Source organism: Streptomyces toxytricini, assembly GCF_014649915.1.
Taxonomy (GTDB): Bacteria; Actinomycetota; Actinomycetes; order Streptomycetales; family Streptomycetaceae; genus Streptomyces; species Streptomyces toxytricini.
In genome coordinates this window covers 345,416-359,785 of record NZ_BMTY01000002.1, presented here as the reverse complement: position 1 = coordinate 359,785, position 14,370 = coordinate 345,416, and the positions used below count along the sequence as shown (strand labels likewise).

At 73.4% G+C, this 14,370-nt stretch carries 11 protein-coding genes and 5 tRNA genes; 6 read left to right on the top strand and 10 right to left on the bottom strand.

Translation table 11 applies throughout. The features are described from left to right. The first annotated feature begins 13 nt into the window (after positions 1–13). Positions 14–193: a hypothetical protein gene (locus IE170_RS03875; RefSeq protein ID WP_189807868.1), complete on the top strand. Its 180-nt coding sequence runs from the start codon at positions 14–16 to the stop codon at positions 191–193. 52 nt (positions 194–245) lie between these two features. Here the strand turns inward: IE170_RS03875 and IE170_RS03870 are convergent. From IE170_RS03870 to IE170_RS03850, 5 genes are all read right to left on the bottom strand, one after another. Continuing rightward, a tRNA-Lys gene (locus IE170_RS03870) sits at positions 246–318 on the bottom strand. 180 nt (positions 319–498) lie between these two features. Beyond that, positions 499–2,817: a DEAD/DEAH box helicase gene (locus IE170_RS03865; protein ID WP_189807867.1), complete on the bottom strand. Its 2,319-nt coding sequence runs from the start codon at positions 2,815–2,817 to the stop codon at positions 499–501. An 899-nt stretch (positions 2,818–3,716) separates the two neighbouring features. Continuing rightward, a complete protein-coding gene (crcB, locus tag IE170_RS03860) occupies positions 3,717–4,091 on the bottom strand; it encodes a fluoride efflux transporter CrcB (protein WP_189807866.1) in 375 nt (124 codons plus the stop codon). Further along, entirely contained in the window at positions 4,088–4,597 is a 510-nt protein-coding gene (locus IE170_RS03855; protein WP_189807865.1) for a fluoride efflux transporter FluC, read from the bottom strand. The genes crcB and IE170_RS03855 overlap by 4 nt, the downstream gene beginning before the upstream one ends. Beyond that, the gene (locus IE170_RS03850) at positions 4,594–4,944 is read right to left on the bottom strand and encodes a metallopeptidase family protein (RefSeq protein ID WP_189807864.1); all 351 of its coding nucleotides are present in this window, start codon (positions 4,942–4,944) and stop codon (positions 4,594–4,596) included. Before IE170_RS03850 ends, IE170_RS03855 begins: the two co-directional genes overlap by 4 nt. Positions 4,945–5,071: 127 nt before the next feature. On the opposite strand from IE170_RS03850, the gene IE170_RS03845 reads away from it, so the two are divergent. From IE170_RS03845 to IE170_RS03835, 3 genes are all read left to right on the top strand, one after another. Next, positions 5,072–5,144 (top strand) — tRNA-Glu (locus IE170_RS03845). Between the two features lie 38 nt (positions 5,145–5,182). Then, positions 5,183–5,256 (top strand) — tRNA-Asp (locus tag IE170_RS03840). Positions 5,257–5,278: 22 nt separating this feature from the next. After that, positions 5,279–5,352: transfer RNA gene (locus IE170_RS03835), tRNA-Phe, on the top strand. 40 nt (positions 5,353–5,392) lie between these two features. Here IE170_RS03835 and IE170_RS03830 read toward each other — a convergent pair. From IE170_RS03830 to IE170_RS03820, 3 genes are all read right to left on the bottom strand, one after another. After that, positions 5,393–6,259, bottom strand: a complete 867-nt coding sequence (locus tag IE170_RS03830; RefSeq protein WP_189807863.1) for a cytochrome c biogenesis CcdA family protein — start codon at positions 6,257–6,259, stop codon at positions 5,393–5,395. Continuing rightward, on the bottom strand, positions 6,256–7,008 hold the full coding sequence (locus IE170_RS03825) for a DsbA family protein (protein WP_189807862.1): 753 nt from the start codon (positions 7,006–7,008) through the stop codon (positions 6,256–6,258). The genes IE170_RS03830 and IE170_RS03825 overlap by 4 nt, the downstream gene beginning before the upstream one ends. A 70-nt stretch (positions 7,009–7,078) precedes the next feature. After that, positions 7,079–7,975: a hypothetical protein gene (locus IE170_RS03820; RefSeq protein ID WP_189807861.1), complete on the bottom strand. Its 897-nt coding sequence runs from the start codon at positions 7,973–7,975 to the stop codon at positions 7,079–7,081. A 110-nt stretch (positions 7,976–8,085) separates the two neighbouring features. Between IE170_RS03820 and hrpA the strand changes: the two genes are divergently transcribed. Together hrpA and IE170_RS03810 are read left to right on the top strand one after the other, a co-directional pair. Continuing rightward, the gene (gene hrpA / locus IE170_RS03815; RefSeq protein ID WP_189807860.1) at positions 8,086–12,009 is read left to right on the top strand and encodes an ATP-dependent RNA helicase HrpA; all 3,924 of its coding nucleotides are present in this window, start codon (positions 8,086–8,088) and stop codon (positions 12,007–12,009) included. 82 nt (positions 12,010–12,091) lie between these two features. Beyond that, positions 12,092–12,165 (top strand) — tRNA-Asp (locus tag IE170_RS03810). A gap of 569 nt (positions 12,166–12,734) precedes the next feature. On the opposite strand, the gene bldC is transcribed toward IE170_RS03810, so the two are convergent. Together bldC and IE170_RS03800 are read right to left on the bottom strand one after the other, a co-directional pair. After that, positions 12,735–12,941 carry a developmental transcriptional regulator BldC gene (gene bldC, locus IE170_RS03805; protein ID WP_003949541.1) on the bottom strand — a complete coding sequence of 69 codons (207 nt, stop codon included), beginning with the start codon at positions 12,939–12,941 and terminating at the stop codon, positions 12,735–12,737. A gap of 483 nt (positions 12,942–13,424) precedes the next feature. Beyond that, the gene (locus IE170_RS03800; RefSeq protein ID WP_189807859.1) at positions 13,425–14,279 is read right to left on the bottom strand and encodes a DUF8083 family protein; all 855 of its coding nucleotides are present in this window, start codon (positions 14,277–14,279) and stop codon (positions 13,425–13,427) included. Between the last annotated feature and the right edge of the window lie 91 nt (positions 14,280–14,370).

Below are 14,370 nucleotides of genomic sequence, written 5' to 3'. Positions count from 1 at the left end.
AGGCATCGACACCATGCGCCGCACGCTCGCCACCCTCGTCACCGCCACCGCCGCCGCCCTGATCGCCGTCGCCGGCGTGAACGGCACCGGCCGGGCCTCCGCCCCGGAGTCCCCGGCCGGGGATCCCGGCCACCGCGTGGTCGCCGAGCCCGGCTGGTCGGTCCCCACCCCGCGCGATCCGGGCTGGTCCTGAACACACGGGAGCGCCCCGCCCGGTCGAAACCGCGCGGGGCGCTCCCCGGCCGTAGGCCATGTCGGACTCGAACCGACAACCAACGGATTAAAAGTCCGCTGCTCTGCCAATTGAGCTAATGGCCCTCACTGCCCACCCCAGAGCATAGCCGGACCGCGCCCGTCAGCCGATCGGGTATCGACCGACCGGCCCCGTCGGATGCGGCAAGGAGCGCTCGCGGGAGGGTTCTTGGCGTGTTCCGGAACGCGGACAGGCCCCCGCGGCGGGTGCCGTGGGGGCCTGTCGGGCGTTCTCAGCGCCGGGGATCAGCCGTTGCGCTTCCAGCGCGGCTTGTCGTCGCGGCGGCCGCCGAAGGAGCCGGACGGGCGGTTGTCGTCGCGGCGGCCGTACGGGCGGTCGCCGCCGCCGGAGCGGAAGCCGCCGGAGGGGCGGTCGTCCCGGCGGAAGCCGCCGCGGTCGTCGCGGCGGTCACCGCGGTCGTCACGGCGGAAGCCGCCGCGGTCGCCACCGCGGTCGCCGCGGTCGTCCCGGTTGAAGGACGGGCGGTCGTCACGGCGGAAGCCGCCACGGTCACCCCGGTCGTCACGGCGGAAGCCACCGCGGTCGCCACCGCGGTCACCGCGGTCGTCCCGGTTGAAGGACGGGCGGTCGTCACGGCGGAAACCGCCACGGTCACCCCGGTCGTCACGGCGGAAGCCACCGCGGTCACCGCGGTCGTCCCGGTTGAAGGACGGGCGGTCGTCACGGCGGAAACCGCCACGGTCGCCACGGTCGTCCCGGCGGAAGCCGCCGCGGTCGCCACCGCGGTCGCCGCGGTCGTCCCGGTTGAAGGACGGGCGGTCGTCACGGCGGAAGCCGCCGCGGTCGCCACCGCGGTCGCCGCGGTCGTCCCGGTTGAAGGACGGGCGGTCGTCACGGCGGAAACCGCCGCGGTCGCCCCCGCGGTCACCCCGGTCGTCACGGCGGAAGCCGCCGCGGTCGCCGCGGTCGCCGCCCCGGTCGCCGCGGTCGTCGCGGCGCTCGGTGCGCTCCCGGCGCTCCTCGGCCGCCGCGGCGGCGGCGACCTGAGCGGCCACCTCGGCCTGGGCGGCCTCGGCCGTCTCGGCGATCGCGGTGTCCGGGTCCTCGCCGCGCTCACGGGCGGAACGGGCGACGAGGCGGTCGGCCTCCTCGCGCAGCTCGGCGGCGCGGCGGGTCATCTGCTCCAGGCGGCGGGTCAGCTCGGCGACCTCGCGCTCGGCCTGCTTGGCCGCGTTGTTCGCGGAGTCGGCCTGGACCTCGGTCAGCGAGCGGGCGCCGGTGATCTCGGCGACCTCCGGGTCGAAGGCTCCGGCGCCCTGGACGATGTGGCGCGAGGCCTCGACGCCGGCGTCCTCCATGAGGCGGAAGATCTGGCGGCGCTGGTGCGGCAGGGCCAGGGAGACGACGACGCCGGACCTGCCGGCGCGGGCGGTGCGGCCCGAGCGGTGCAGGTAGTCCTTGTGGTCGCCGGCCGGGTCCACGTTCAGGACCAGGTCGATGCCGTCGACGTGGATGCCGCGGGCGGCGACGTCGGTGGCGACGAGGGCGTTGACGTAGCCGTCCTTGAAGTCGGCGAGGACGCGGGTACGGGCGCCCTGCGTCATGCCGCCGTGCAGCGCGTCCGCCTTCACGCCGGCCTCGACGAGCTGCTCGGCGATGCGGTCGGCGCCCAACTGGGTGCGGACGAAGATGATGGTGCGGCCCTTGCGGGCGGCGATGGCGGCCGTGACGGGCGCCTTGTCCTTCGGCTTCACGACGAGCACGTGGTGCGACATGGTCGTGACGTTGCCCTGGGCGCTGTCGACCTCGTGGCTGACCGGGTCGGTGAGGTAGCGCTTGACCAGGGTGGAGATCTCGTTCTCCATGGTGGCGGAGAACAGCATGCGCTGGCCGCCGGCCGGGACCTGGTCCAGGAGCTCGGTGACCTCGGGCAGGAAGCCCAGGTCGGACATCTGGTCGGCCTCGTCGAGGACCGCGACCTGGACGTCCTCCAGGGAGCAGGCGCCGCGGTTGATGATGTCGCGCAGGCGGCCCGGGGTGGCGACGAGGATGTCGACGCCGCGCTCCAGGGCGTAGATCTGGTTGCCCATGCTGGTGCCGCCGCAGACGACCTTCATCTTCAGGCCGAGTACGTCGCCGTAGGGCTGGAGGGCGTCCGCGACCTGCATCGCGAGCTCGCGGGTCGGGGTGAGGATGACCGCGCGGGGCTTCTTCTTGTCGGTGGTGCCGCCCGCCAGGCGCGCCAGGGTCGGCAGGCCGAAGGAGAGGGTCTTGCCGGAGCCGGTGCGGCCGCGGCCGAGGATGTCCTTGCCGGCCAGGGCGTCCGGGATGGTCGCGGCCTGGATCGGGAACGGGACGGTGACGCCGTTCTGGGCGAGCTTGCGGACGACGCCCTCGGGCAGGCCCAGGTCGGCGAAGGTGGTCTCGGGCTCGTCGGACTCGGCGTCGCGGTCGCCCGCCACGTCGGCCTCGAGGGCCTCGATGATCTCGTCCGCCTCGGCGGCCTCCATGGCCTCCGTCACCACGAGGGCCTCGACGGCGTCCACGATCTCGTGGGAGTCGTTCTCGGGCATGACGGCACGGTCAGAACTGGAAATGGACATGCGAAATGCGAAACCTTCCGGAGTCTCGGCACGCGCCCAAACTCCGTGAATCGCAATTCGACCGCCTCAATGCGGTCGCCACGGCTAGGGAGAAACGCGCCACGCGGCGCGCTTCGGATCGGCGCCGGGCAATGGGATCAAACGATCTATAACCATACGCACCCCTTGGGGGGTCTGGCAAGTCGGTCCCGTCCGATCCGTCCTGACCTGTGGCGATCGGCCCGCGGGGCCGCCGCGGCGGCCCCTCAGCCGGTGGGCGTGGGAGTCGGTTCGGGCTGCGGCGGAGTGGGCGTGGGGGCCGGGGGGGTGACAGGCGGCTCGGGGGTCGGCGACTGCGCCGGCGGTGTGGGCTTCGTCCCGCCGGAACCGCCGGAGCCTCCGCCGGTCCCGCCGTGGCCCGGGGGCGGCTCCTGCGGGCCCTGCCCTCCCGCGCCGCCCCCCGGCCCGGCCGACGGCGACGGCGCCCCCGGCCGCCCCGCCGGCGCACCCGGACTGGCCGTAGCCCCCGTCGCACCGGACGCCTTGCCGTCCTCACCGGGTTTGCCCGCCTGGACCCCCGCGGAGGCCCTGCCGCCCTGCCCCGCCTCGTGCGACCCCGCACCCCGCCCGGCCGCGGCGCCCCGGCCCGCGTCGGCCGCCTGCTTGCGGCCCGGCGAGGCGGACGGCCCCGGCTTCGCGACGTCCCCGCCGACGCTCATGCAGCCCGCCGTGGCCGCGACCGCGAGCGCGGTGACGGCCAGGCGGAGGGAAGCGGACAACTGGCGCACGGTGCACCTCCGGGTAGGCGGTCAGAGTCCGCGGTGAGCGGGTCGATGTGCCCAACTCCCTTTGCCCCGCAAGGGACACGCCCCGGACGGACACCCGCGGACGGCGGCCGGCCGCCGGCGCCGGCCCCGCCCTCAGCCCCAGAGCCGGTCCGCCGCCTGCAACCCCAGCGCCACCGCCCCGAACCCGACCAGCACCGAGCCCGCCACGTTCGCCGCGGCCGCCTCGAACCGCCCCCGCTCCGCCAGCCGCAGCGTCTCGTACGAGAACGTCGAGTACGTGCTCAGCGCCCCGCACAGCCCCGTCCCCAGCAGCAGCTGCCACCGCGCGGACGCCGCCCCCGCCAGCGCCGCCCCGGTCAGCAGCCCCAGCAGCAGGCAGGCGGCCGCGTTCACCGCGAACGTCCCCCACGGGAACACCGAGTCGTGCCGCGCCTGCACCGCCCGGTCCGCGAGGTACCGCAGCGGCGCCCCGACGGCCGCACCCGCCACCACCAGCAGCCAGTTCACCCGCGGCCCCCGCGCCGCACCGCGCGCCGCGCCACCGAGGCCGCCGCCCACACCGCGCCGAGCGCCGCCGCGAGCGTGCCCCCGGCGTACGCGAGCGCACGCGCCGCCTCGCCCGCCGCCCACAGCCGGGTGAAGTCCGCCGCGTACGCGGAGAACGTGGTGAACCCGCCGAGCACACCGGTCCCGGCGAACGGGCGCAGCAGCGGGTGCGGCGGCGTCCGCCCGCCCTCGGCGACCAGCACCATCAGCACCCCGATCAGCGCACTCCCGACCGCGTTCGTCCAGAACACCGCCCACGGGAAGCCCTCCGGACCCGCCGGCCACAGCAGCGCCAGCCCGTACCGGGCCGACGCGCCGAGCGCGCCGCCGGCCGCGACCGCCGCGATGACGGGCCCCAGCGGCTCCGCCCGCTGCGCCGGCACGTGCAGGTCGACGTCCGGATCGATGGGGCCGCCCGGGTCGGCCGGGTCTCCCGGGCGGGCGCCGCCCCCGGCCGGACCGGTCACCCGTAGCCCAGGGCGTGCAGCCGGGCGTCGTCGATGCCGAAGTGGTGGGCGATCTCGTGGACCACGGTGATCTCCGTCTCCGCGATCACGTCCTCCCGGTCCTCGCACATCCGCAGGGTCGGGTTGCGGTAGATGGTGATCCGGTCCGGCAGCACGCCCGCGTACCACTCGCCGCGCTCCGTCAGCGGAGTCCCCTCGTAGAGGCCGAGCAGCTCCGGGTCGTCCGCCGGCGGCTCGTCCTCGACGAACACCGCCACGTTGTCCATCAGCCGCGTCAGCTCCGGCGGGATGCGGTCCAGGGCCTCGGCGACGAGCTCTTCGAACTCCTCGCGTGTCATCTCCAGCACCCGGTCATTGTCCCTCCGCGCCGGGCGCACGCAGCCTGCCGGGGGAAACCGTTTTGGCGTTACCTCCCCGCATCCCATATGCTTCTCACGTCCCCGACGCGCTGGAAAGCGCCCCGGCGGGCCTTTAGCCCTCATCGTCTAGTGGCCCAGGACGCCGCCCTTTCAAGGCGGTAGCACGGGTTCGAATCCCGTTGGGGGTACGCATTACCGTGTGCAAGACTTGTCTCGCACACTGCATGGTCCTGTGGAGCAGTTGGTTAGCTCGCCACCCTGTCAAGGTGGAGGTCGCGGGTTCAAGTCCCGTCAGGATCGCTGAGGCCGGAAACGGTCTCGTGGCTGGGTAGCTCAGTTGGTACGAGCGATCGCCTGAAAAGCGATAGGTCGCCGGTTCGACCCCGGCCCCAGCCACAACAGGAAGGCCCCCTCCCTCGGGAGGGGGCCTTCCGCGTCATTCCCGCGCCTCCGCCGGCTCCGGTGCGTCCTCCCCGGCGGCCGCTGCGGGGCCGCCGCGCAGCCGGCGCACCAGCACCACCGCGAGGGCCACCGCCGCGGCCGCGCCGAGCAGCACCGCGTCCGGTACCGCGCCCGCGACCTCCCGCACCCGCTGCTCCACCGCGAACGAGTCGTCCACGTCCAGCAGCCCCGGCAGCGCGCTCGCCCCGTCGTACGCCAGGAACAGCGCCCCCAGCAGGACGAAGAACAGCCCCGACAACAGTGACGTGCTGTGCACCTCCAGCCGCCCCAGACGGACGGGCCGGCCGCGCAGCCACCGCCGCCGCCCCAGGTCGAAGCGCTCCCACAGCAGGGCCAGCACGAACAGCGGTACGGCCATCCCCAGCGCGTACACCGCCAGCAGCAGGCCCCCGTAGACCGGGCTGCCGCCGACGGCCGCCACCGTCAGGACGCTCCCCAGGATCGGCCCGGCGCAGAAGCCGGCCAGCCCGTACACCGCGCCCAGCGCGTACACCGACAGCGCGGTCGTCGGTCGGATCCGCCCCGACAGCTCCGAGAGCCGCCGCGGCGCGAAGCCCCTGCCGAGGACCTGCGCGACGCCCAGCGCGATGATCAGCCAGCCGCCCGCCAGGACGAGGGCGTCCCGGTGGCCGTGGAAGAACCGCCCGGCCGTCGAGGAGGCCGCGCCGAGCGGTACGAGGGTGGTCGCGAGGCCCGCGTAGAAGATCCCGGTCCGCGCCAGCAGCCGGGACGGGGAGTCGATCGAGTACGCGAAGAACGCCGGCAGCAGCAGCGCGCTGCACGGGCTGAGCAGCGCCAGCAGCCCGCCGAGCAGGGCGGCCAGGTAGCCGATGCCGGTCACCGGGCCGCCTCGGCCTTGGCCCCGTCGATCACCGCGGCGAAGGCGCCGTACGGCTGCGCGCCGGCGATCGGCCGGCCGTTGACCAGGAAGGACGGGGTCGAGGCGACGCCGATGCGGCTCCCCTCCTCCCGGTCCCGGGCCAGCGCCGCCGCGGCGGCCTCGCCGGCCATGTCGCGGGAGAAGCGCTCCAGGTCGGGGACGCCGGCCTCGCGGGCCAGCTCCAGCAGGCGCTCCGCGCCGAAGCCCTTCTCCTTGGCGCCCGGCGCGTACGCGGCGGCGTGGAACTGCTGGAAGCGGTCCTGCTGCCCGGCGGCCCAGGCGGCCTTCGCCGCGGCCTCGGACTCCTCGCCGAAGATCGGGAAGTTGCGCCACTCGATGCGCAGCGTGCCGTCCTCGACGTACTTGCGGATCAGCTCGGGCTCGGTGTCCCGGGCGAACTTGCCGCAGTAGCCGCACTTGAAGTCGGAGTACTCGATCAGCACGACCGGCGCGTCCTGCCGGCCGACGGCGAGCCGGTCACCGGCCTCGCGGCGGGCGAGCTTCAGCAGCTCGGCGCGGGCGCCGGAGTCCTCGGCCCGCGGCTGCGACACGGCGCCGCCGCCCCGCGCCGGGCGGTCGTCGGGCGCGGTGGCCTGCCAGGACGCCAGCCCCAGCGCGGCCGCGGCGAGGACGACGCCCGCGCAGGCGAGCAGCGTCTTGCCGGTGGAGCGGGAGGAGGATCGGGAGGGACGGGAGGAGGAGGAAGGCATACGGGTGCTCCGGAACGAGGTGGTGGAGGGGAGGGCGGCGGTCCGGCCGCTCGGGGCCGGGCGCGCCCTCCTACACCCGGATCACGGAGAGCTCCACCGGCCCGGGAGCGGGCCGGTCGGGGGCCCGCGCCCCGCCCGGCGGCCCGGCCGCGGCACGGGCGGCGGGAGCCCCGCAGCCGGGGACGGAGCGGGCACAGACCGCGAGGACGTGCTCGGCCTGCGCACCGGCGCGGGCCGGCAGGGCCGGCGCCCGATCGGGCCCACCAGACCCCGGCCCACACCGGGGCCCCCGCCCGACGCCGCCGCCGTCGGCCCGCTGCCCGGCGGCGGAGGCCCGTACGACCTGGACGGCGCCGACCCGCTGCCCCGAGACGGAGGCCCGTACGACCTCGGCCGCGTCGACCCGCCGCCCAGGGGCGGGGACCGGTACGACGCCACCCGCATCGGCCCGCTGCCCCGCAGCGGAAGCCCGTACGACCGCACCCGCGACGGGCCGCTGCTTCACGGCGGAGGCCCGTATGGCGTCCGGCACCCTGTCGGCGGTGCCGGCGGACGCCCGGCCGGGCATCGGCCCCGCGACGTCCGCAAGAGCCCGGCCCGGCCGCTGCCCCGCGGCGTAAGCCCGTACGACCTCGGCCACATCGGCCGGCAGCTCCGCGGAGGAGGCCCGTACGACCTCGGCCACATCGGCCGGCAGCTCCGCGGAGGAGGCCCGTACGGCCTCCGGTGACCCGGCGGCGGCGCCGGCGCGCCCGGGGCCGCCGGCCGAGCCCCGGCCGGGCGGCCGCCCCGCACCGTCTGCGACAGCCCGGCCCGCAGCCCGGTCGGAGACGTCCGCGGCGGCCCGGGCGGACGAGGCCGTGCCGGCGGGCGCCGCACCCGCCGCGCCCCCCGCGACACCGCACAGCAGCGCCAGCAGCACCGTGAGCAGCACGCCGCACACGCGTCGGTACGCGCTGCTCGGCATACGTGGGGCCTCTCACGCGGGACGGGACGGGGGATCGTCCCGAAATGGTACGGGTCCCCCGACAAATGCGTTCGCCACCCGGCGCACCGGGGTGAGATCCTCGAGCAGGTATGTCTACTTCCTTCGCCGCCCTGCAGACGCTTCTCGGTGAGATCTCCCTCCGCGACGCGCACCGCCTCGGCCGCCGCCTCGAAGGCGCCCGCCGCATCCGCAAGCCCGAGGCCAGGCAGGCCGTGCTCGACGAGATCGCCGCGGAGGCCGAGAAGGCCGCCGCGCGGCTGTCCGGCCGCGCCTCGCGCATGCCCGAGGTCACCTATCCCGAGAACCTGCCCGTCAGCCAGAAGAAGGACGAGATCGCCGAGGCGATACGCGACCACCAGGTCGTGATCGTCGCCGGTGAGACCGGTTCCGGCAAGACCACGCAGATCCCGAAGATCTGCATGGAGCTGGGCCGCGGCGTCCGCGGCATGATCGGGCACACCCAGCCCCGCCGCATCGCGGCCCGCACGGTCGCCGAGCGGATCGCCGAGGAGCTGAAGTGCGAGATCGGCGGCACGGTCGGCTGGAAGGTCCGCTTCACCGACCAGGTCGACCCGGACGCGACCTTCGTGAAGCTCATGACGGACGGCATCCTCCTCGCGGAGATCCAGACCGACCGCGAGCTGCGCGCCTACGACACGATCATCATCGACGAGGCCCACGAGCGGTCCCTCAACATCGACTTCCTGCTGGGCTACCTCTCCCAGCTGCTGCCCCGGCGCCCCGACCTCAAGGTCGTGATCACCTCCGCGACGATCGACCCGGAGCGGTTCTCCCGCCACTTCGGCGACGCCCCGATCGTCGAGGTCAGCGGCCGCACCTATCCCGTGGAGGTCCGCTACCGGCCGCTGCTGGAGGAGGACTCCGAGGAGAGCGACCGCGACCAGATCACCGCGATCTGCGACGCCGTGGACGAACTCCAGGCCGAGGGGCCGGGCGACATCCTGGTCTTCCTCTCCGGCGAGCGCGAGATCCGCGACACCGCGGACGCGCTCATCAAGAAGAAGCTGCGCTTCACCGAGGTCCTGCCGCTGTACGCCCGCCTCTCGCACGCCGAGCAGCACCGGGTCTTCCAGCAGCACACCGGCCGCCGCATCGTCCTGGCGACGAACGTCGCCGAGACCTCGCTGACCGTCCCCGGCATCAAGTACGTGATCGACCCGGGCACCGCCCGCATCTCCCGCTACAGCCACCGCACCAAGGTCCAGCGCCTGCCGATCGAGCGGATCTCGCAGGCCAGCGCCAACCAGCGCAAGGGCCGCTGCGGCCGCACCAGCGACGGCATCTGCATCCGGCTGTACTCCGAGGACGACTTCGACGCCCGCCCGGAGTTCACCGACGCCGAGATCCTCCGCACCAACCTCGCCTCCGTCATCCTCCAGATGACCGCGGCCGGGCTCGGGGAGATCGAGAAGTTCCCCTTCATCGACCCGCCGGACCACCGCAACATCCGCGACGGCGTCCAGCTCCTCCAGGAGCTCGGCGCCCTCGACCCGGCCGAGAAGGACCCCCGCAAGCGGCTCACCCCGCTCGGCCGCAAGCTCTCCCAGCTGCCCGTGGACCCGCGGCTGGCCCGCATGGTCCTGGAGGCCGACCGCAACGGCTGCGTCCGCGAGGTCATGGTCATCGCGGCCGCGCTGTCGATCCAGGACCCGCGGGAGCGCCCGTCCGACAAGCAGACCCAGGCCGACCAGCACCACGCCCGCTTCAAGGACGAGACCAGCGACTTCCTGTCCTTCCTGAACCTGTGGCGGTACGTCCGCGAGCAGCAGAAGGAGCGCGGCTCCTCCTCGTTCCGCCGGATGTGCAAGCAGGAGTACCTGAACTTCCTGCGGATCCGCGAGTGGCAGGACATCTACTCGCAGCTGCGCACGGTCGCCAAGGGCATGGGCATCCACGTGAACGAGGCGGACGCCTCCGAGCAGCACGTGCACGTGTCGCTGCTGGCCGGCCTGCTGTCGCACATCGGCCTGAAGGACACCGACAAGAACGAGTACCTCGGCGCCCGCAGCGCCAAGTTCGCGATCTTCCCGGGTTCGGCGCTCTTCAAGAAGCAGCCGAAGTTCGTGATGTCCGCCGAGCTGGTGGAGACCTCCCGGCTGTGGGCCCGCGTCAACGCCAAGGTGGAGCCCGAGTGGGTCGAGCCGCTCGCGGGGCACCTGCTCAAGCGCACGTACAGCGAGCCGCACTGGGAGAAGGACCAGGCGGCCGTGATGGCGTACGAGAGGGTCACGCTGTACGGCGTGCCGATCGTCGCCCAGCGGAAGGTCAACTACGGGCGGATCGACCCGGAGGCCTCCCGGGAGCTGTTCATCCGCCACGCCCTCGTCGAGGGGGACTGGCGCACGCACCACAAGTTCTACGCGGACAACCGCAAGCTGCTGACCGAGGTCGAGGAGCTGGAGAACCGGGCCCGGCGCCGCGACATCGTCGTCGACGACGAGACCCTCTTCGACTTCTACGACCAGCGGATCCCCGAGCACGTGGTGTCCGGGGCGCACTTCGACTCCTGGTGGAAGCACAAGCGCCGCGAGGAGCCCGAACTCCTCGACTTCGAGCGCGAGATGCTGCTGACGGAGAAGGCGGCCGGCGTCACGAAGGCCGACTACCCCGACTCCTGGCGGCAGGGGCAGCTGAAGTTCCGGGTCACCTACCAGTTCGAGCCGGGCGCGGACGCGGACGGCGTGACCGTCCACATCCCGCTCCAGGTGCTCAACCAGGTGACCTCCGAGGGCTTCGACTGGCAGATCCCGGGCCTGCGGGAGGAGGTGGTGACCGAGCTGATCCGGTCGCTGCCCAAGCCGATCCGCCGCCACTACGTGCCCGCGCCCAACTACGCGGCCCGCTTCCTGGACACGGCGGTGCCCCTCCAGGAGCCGCTGACGGCCACGCTGGCGCGCGAACTGCACCGGATGGTGGGCGTCCCGGTCACCGCGGACGACTTCGACCCGTCCCGGATCCCCGACCACCTGAAGATCACCTTCCGGATCGTTGACGAGCGGCGCCGGAAGGTCGCGGAGGACAAGGACCTGGAGGCGCTGCGCCTGAAGCTCAAGCCGAAGGCCCGCCAGGCCCTCTCCCAGGCCGCCGCGGCCACCGCGGAGCGGTCGGGCGGGGAGTCGGTGGAGCGCTCCGGGCTGACGGACTGGACGATCGGCACCCTGGCCAAGGTGTTCGAGACGCGGCGGGCCGGCCAGCCCGTGAAGGCGTACCCGGCGCTGGTCGACGAGGGGGCGAGCGTCGCCGTACGGCTCTTCGACACCGAGGCCGAGCAGCAGCAGGCGATGTGGCTGGGCACGCGCCGGCTGATCCTGCTGAACCTCCCCGTGAACGCCGCCAAGTTCGCCTCGGACCGGCTCAGCAACCAGCAGAAGCTGTCCCTGTCGCGCACCCCGCACGGCTCCGTGCAGGCGCTGTTCGACGACTGCGCGACGGCCGCCGCGGACAAGCTGATCGCCGACCACGGCGGCCCCGCCTGGGACGAGGCGGGCTACCGCAGGCTGTACGAGGCCGTGCGCGCCGACCTGGTGGACACGACCGTCCGCACGGTCGGGCAGGTGCAGCAGGTCCTGGCGGCCTGGCAGGCCTGCGAAAGGCGTCTGAAGGGCACGCAGAGCCCCGCGCTGCTGGCGAACCTCCAGGACGTCAGGGCACAGCTGGCCGCCCTCATGCCGCCCGGCTTCGTCACCCTGACCGGGCTGCGGCGGCTGCCGGACCTGATGCGGTACCTGGTGGCGGCCGACCGGCGGCTCCAGCAGATGCCGACGGCCGTCCAGCGGGACACCACGCGCATGCAGAAGGTCCACGAGATGCAGGACGAGTACGCCTGGCTGCTGGAGCAGCTGCCCAAGGGCCGGCCGGTGCCGGAGGCGGTCACGGACATCCGCTGGATGATCGAGGAGCTGCGGGTCAGCTACTTCGCGCACTCGCTGGGGACGGCGTACCCGGTCTCCGACAAGCGCATCGTGAAGGCGGTGGACGCGGCGGCCCCCTGACGGGGCGCCCGCCGGTTCGACCGCACCCCCCGGGCTGCTGTACAGTCTGATGCGCAGCCAAGCGAAAACGGCTGCACATCGAGGTCCTGTGGAGCAGTTGGTTAGCTCGCCACCCTGTCAAGGTGGAGGTCGCGGGTTCAAGTCCCGTCAGGATCGCAGCAGGAGAAGGGCCCGCATCCCATCGGATGCGGGCCCTTCCGCATGTCCGCGTCCGCCGACTCCGCCGCAGACCCCAGGCGGTTCGGCGGGCCGCGCCACCGGGGGCGGACGCCCACCCGGGGAGGCAACGGCCGCCACATCACCCGTTCGGCCGACCGAATTCACCCGTCCGCCATCCTCGGGTGCAATTCTCCGCGTACATCACCCCTCGGGCGAGACCGCTCTGCGCGGGACATCCCTTTACGGGCGCATTGCCTCCCACACAAGGGTCACAGCCTGTGACAGGAGTCACCACACGAGTTTTCGGCACCCGCACTTTTATCGCACCTATACGTCCGCTCAATTTAATATGTGCAATGGCACCTCTCCGGGGAGGCCGCCCGCCCTCCCCGCCGCCCCGCCCTGCGGGCACAAAAAAAGATCGCGCTGGACCCGGCGGAGTCCAGCGCGACCGAACGGCCGGGTACCTGTTGGGGCAGGTCGTCCGGCCGAATGAAGCACAGTGGGTTTCATCGGATTGGGGGATCCGATGCCTACCCGTTCAAAGCGGGGTGATGAACGCGACCTCAGGCCTCGCTGCGCTGCTGCGGAATTCCCGCGAGCAGGGCGCGGACCTCGGCCTCGCGGTAGCGGCGGTGCCCACCCAGGGTGCGGATGGACGTCAGCTTGCCGGCCTTGGCCCAGCGGGTCACCGTCTTCGGGTCCACGCGGAACATCGTGGCGACCTCAGCCGGGGTCAGCAGCGGCTCGGCATCAGGGGTGCGAGCGGTCATGAGCGGCCTCCTCGGGAGAACCGAACCATCTCGGTTCTTTCCTCTAAATTCTGCACCTTGGCCCGCGTTGCCCGAAATGGACATACGCGGGCCGAGTCGGTTATAGGACGAACGGCTTGTCCTCGGCACTACAACTACACCATCCGTCCAGCCGTGACGGCCAAACCGACGGAATTGCCCTCCGAGGTGTTCATCAGCGGTCGGAAGCCGATGGACCGCCCCATAACGGACAGTCACCCCACTGTAACGATCAGTCACAGAGCGATCAGGAGTCCTCTGGACCCCCCGTAGCGTGCAATGCCGAGCGTTCCGCCCTCAGTTGGGCGGAAGGAACCCTCCCCGGACTCCTTGTCCTATTTTGGCACGAGGGTAGGGGAACGGCGCAAGGGTGTGTTTAGTGCAGTCCGTCACGCTTGAGGCAATGGCCCGGATCGGGACGTAGGTCCCGCCCGTTCGCCCCGAATACGGGTTCGCGGCCTCCCCCTAGTTGGCGAACAGTCTCTCCCGCACCGCCCGCCACCGCTCGCCCAATTCCGCGTACGCCTCCGCCGCCCCGGCCGCGTCCCCGGACCGCAGCGCCGCCATCCCGGCCGCGACGTCCCGGGCCGACCGGTCCGCCGCCAGCCGCTCCGCCGGCAGCGCGTGCACCAGCCCCCCGTAGTCCAGTTCGACCATCGACCGCGGATGGAACTCCTCCAGCCAGCTGCCGACCCCGACCAGCCCGTCCGCGAGCATCTCGTACCCCTCCGCCTCGCGCAGCGTCCGCAGCGCCCGGGCCAGCCGCCGCCGCGCCTGGACCATCGGCGTCCGGTACCGCAGCCGCTCGCCCGGCAGGTACTCCCGCTCATCGTCCGACACGAGCACGAACCAGCGCAGTGGCACCTGCCACACCGAGCTGCGGATCCACGGCCGCGCGTCCGGGTTCCGCGCCCGCCAGCGCTCGTACTCCTCGGCCGCCCGCCGCCGCGCCTCCGGGGGCAGCGCCGCGTCCAGCACCGGAGCCGGGAACTCCTCGACGAGCTCCTGCAGCGCCAGCCAGCCGCGCAGCCGGGTCCGCCACGGGCAGACCAGCAGCACCCCGTCCACCTCCGCCGTGAAGGCGTCAGAGCTCTCGCGCAGCGGCACCCCCGCCACCGGGACGCGCGCCAACTCCGCCAATGACCGGCGCAGTTCGTCCTGGGCCGTGGGCGCCGACCCGCGCCGGGCGTACGCCGCCCAGTGCGTGCGCTCCGGCTCGGCGAAAGCCCCCAGCGGCTCGTAGACGCGCAGGTAGGAGGCGTACGGGACGGTCGGCGCCGGGCGCTCGGACGGCGGCCGGGGGTCGCGGGATGCACTCACGCTTCCGTACTCCCCCGCCCCGCCCGGGCCTACTCCGCCCGCCGCGCGGACCGCCCCCGGCGGCAGCGGCGAGCCGGCCCGTACTCCGGGA

Excerpts from the sequence above, each read along its gene's own strand:
- bldC (WP_003949541.1), bottom strand. The coding sequence starts at position 12,941 with ATGACCGCTCGCACCCCTGATGCCGAGCCGCTGCTGACCCCGGCTGAG.
- IE170_RS03820 (WP_189807861.1), bottom strand. The coding sequence starts at position 7,975 with ATGCCGAGCAGCGCGTACCGACGCGTGTGCGGCGTGCTGCTCACGGTG.
- IE170_RS03875 (WP_189807868.1), top strand. The coding sequence starts at position 14 with ATGCGCCGCACGCTCGCCACCCTCGTCACCGCCACCGCCGCCGCCCTG.
- IE170_RS03865 (WP_189807867.1), bottom strand. The coding sequence starts at position 2,817 with ATGTCCATTTCCAGTTCTGACCGTGCCGTCATGCCCGAGAACGACTCC.
- IE170_RS03825 (WP_189807862.1), bottom strand. The coding sequence starts at position 7,008 with ATGCCTTCCTCCTCCTCCCGTCCCTCCCGATCCTCCTCCCGCTCCACC.
- hrpA (WP_189807860.1), top strand. The coding sequence starts at position 8,086 with ATGTCTACTTCCTTCGCCGCCCTGCAGACGCTTCTCGGTGAGATCTCC.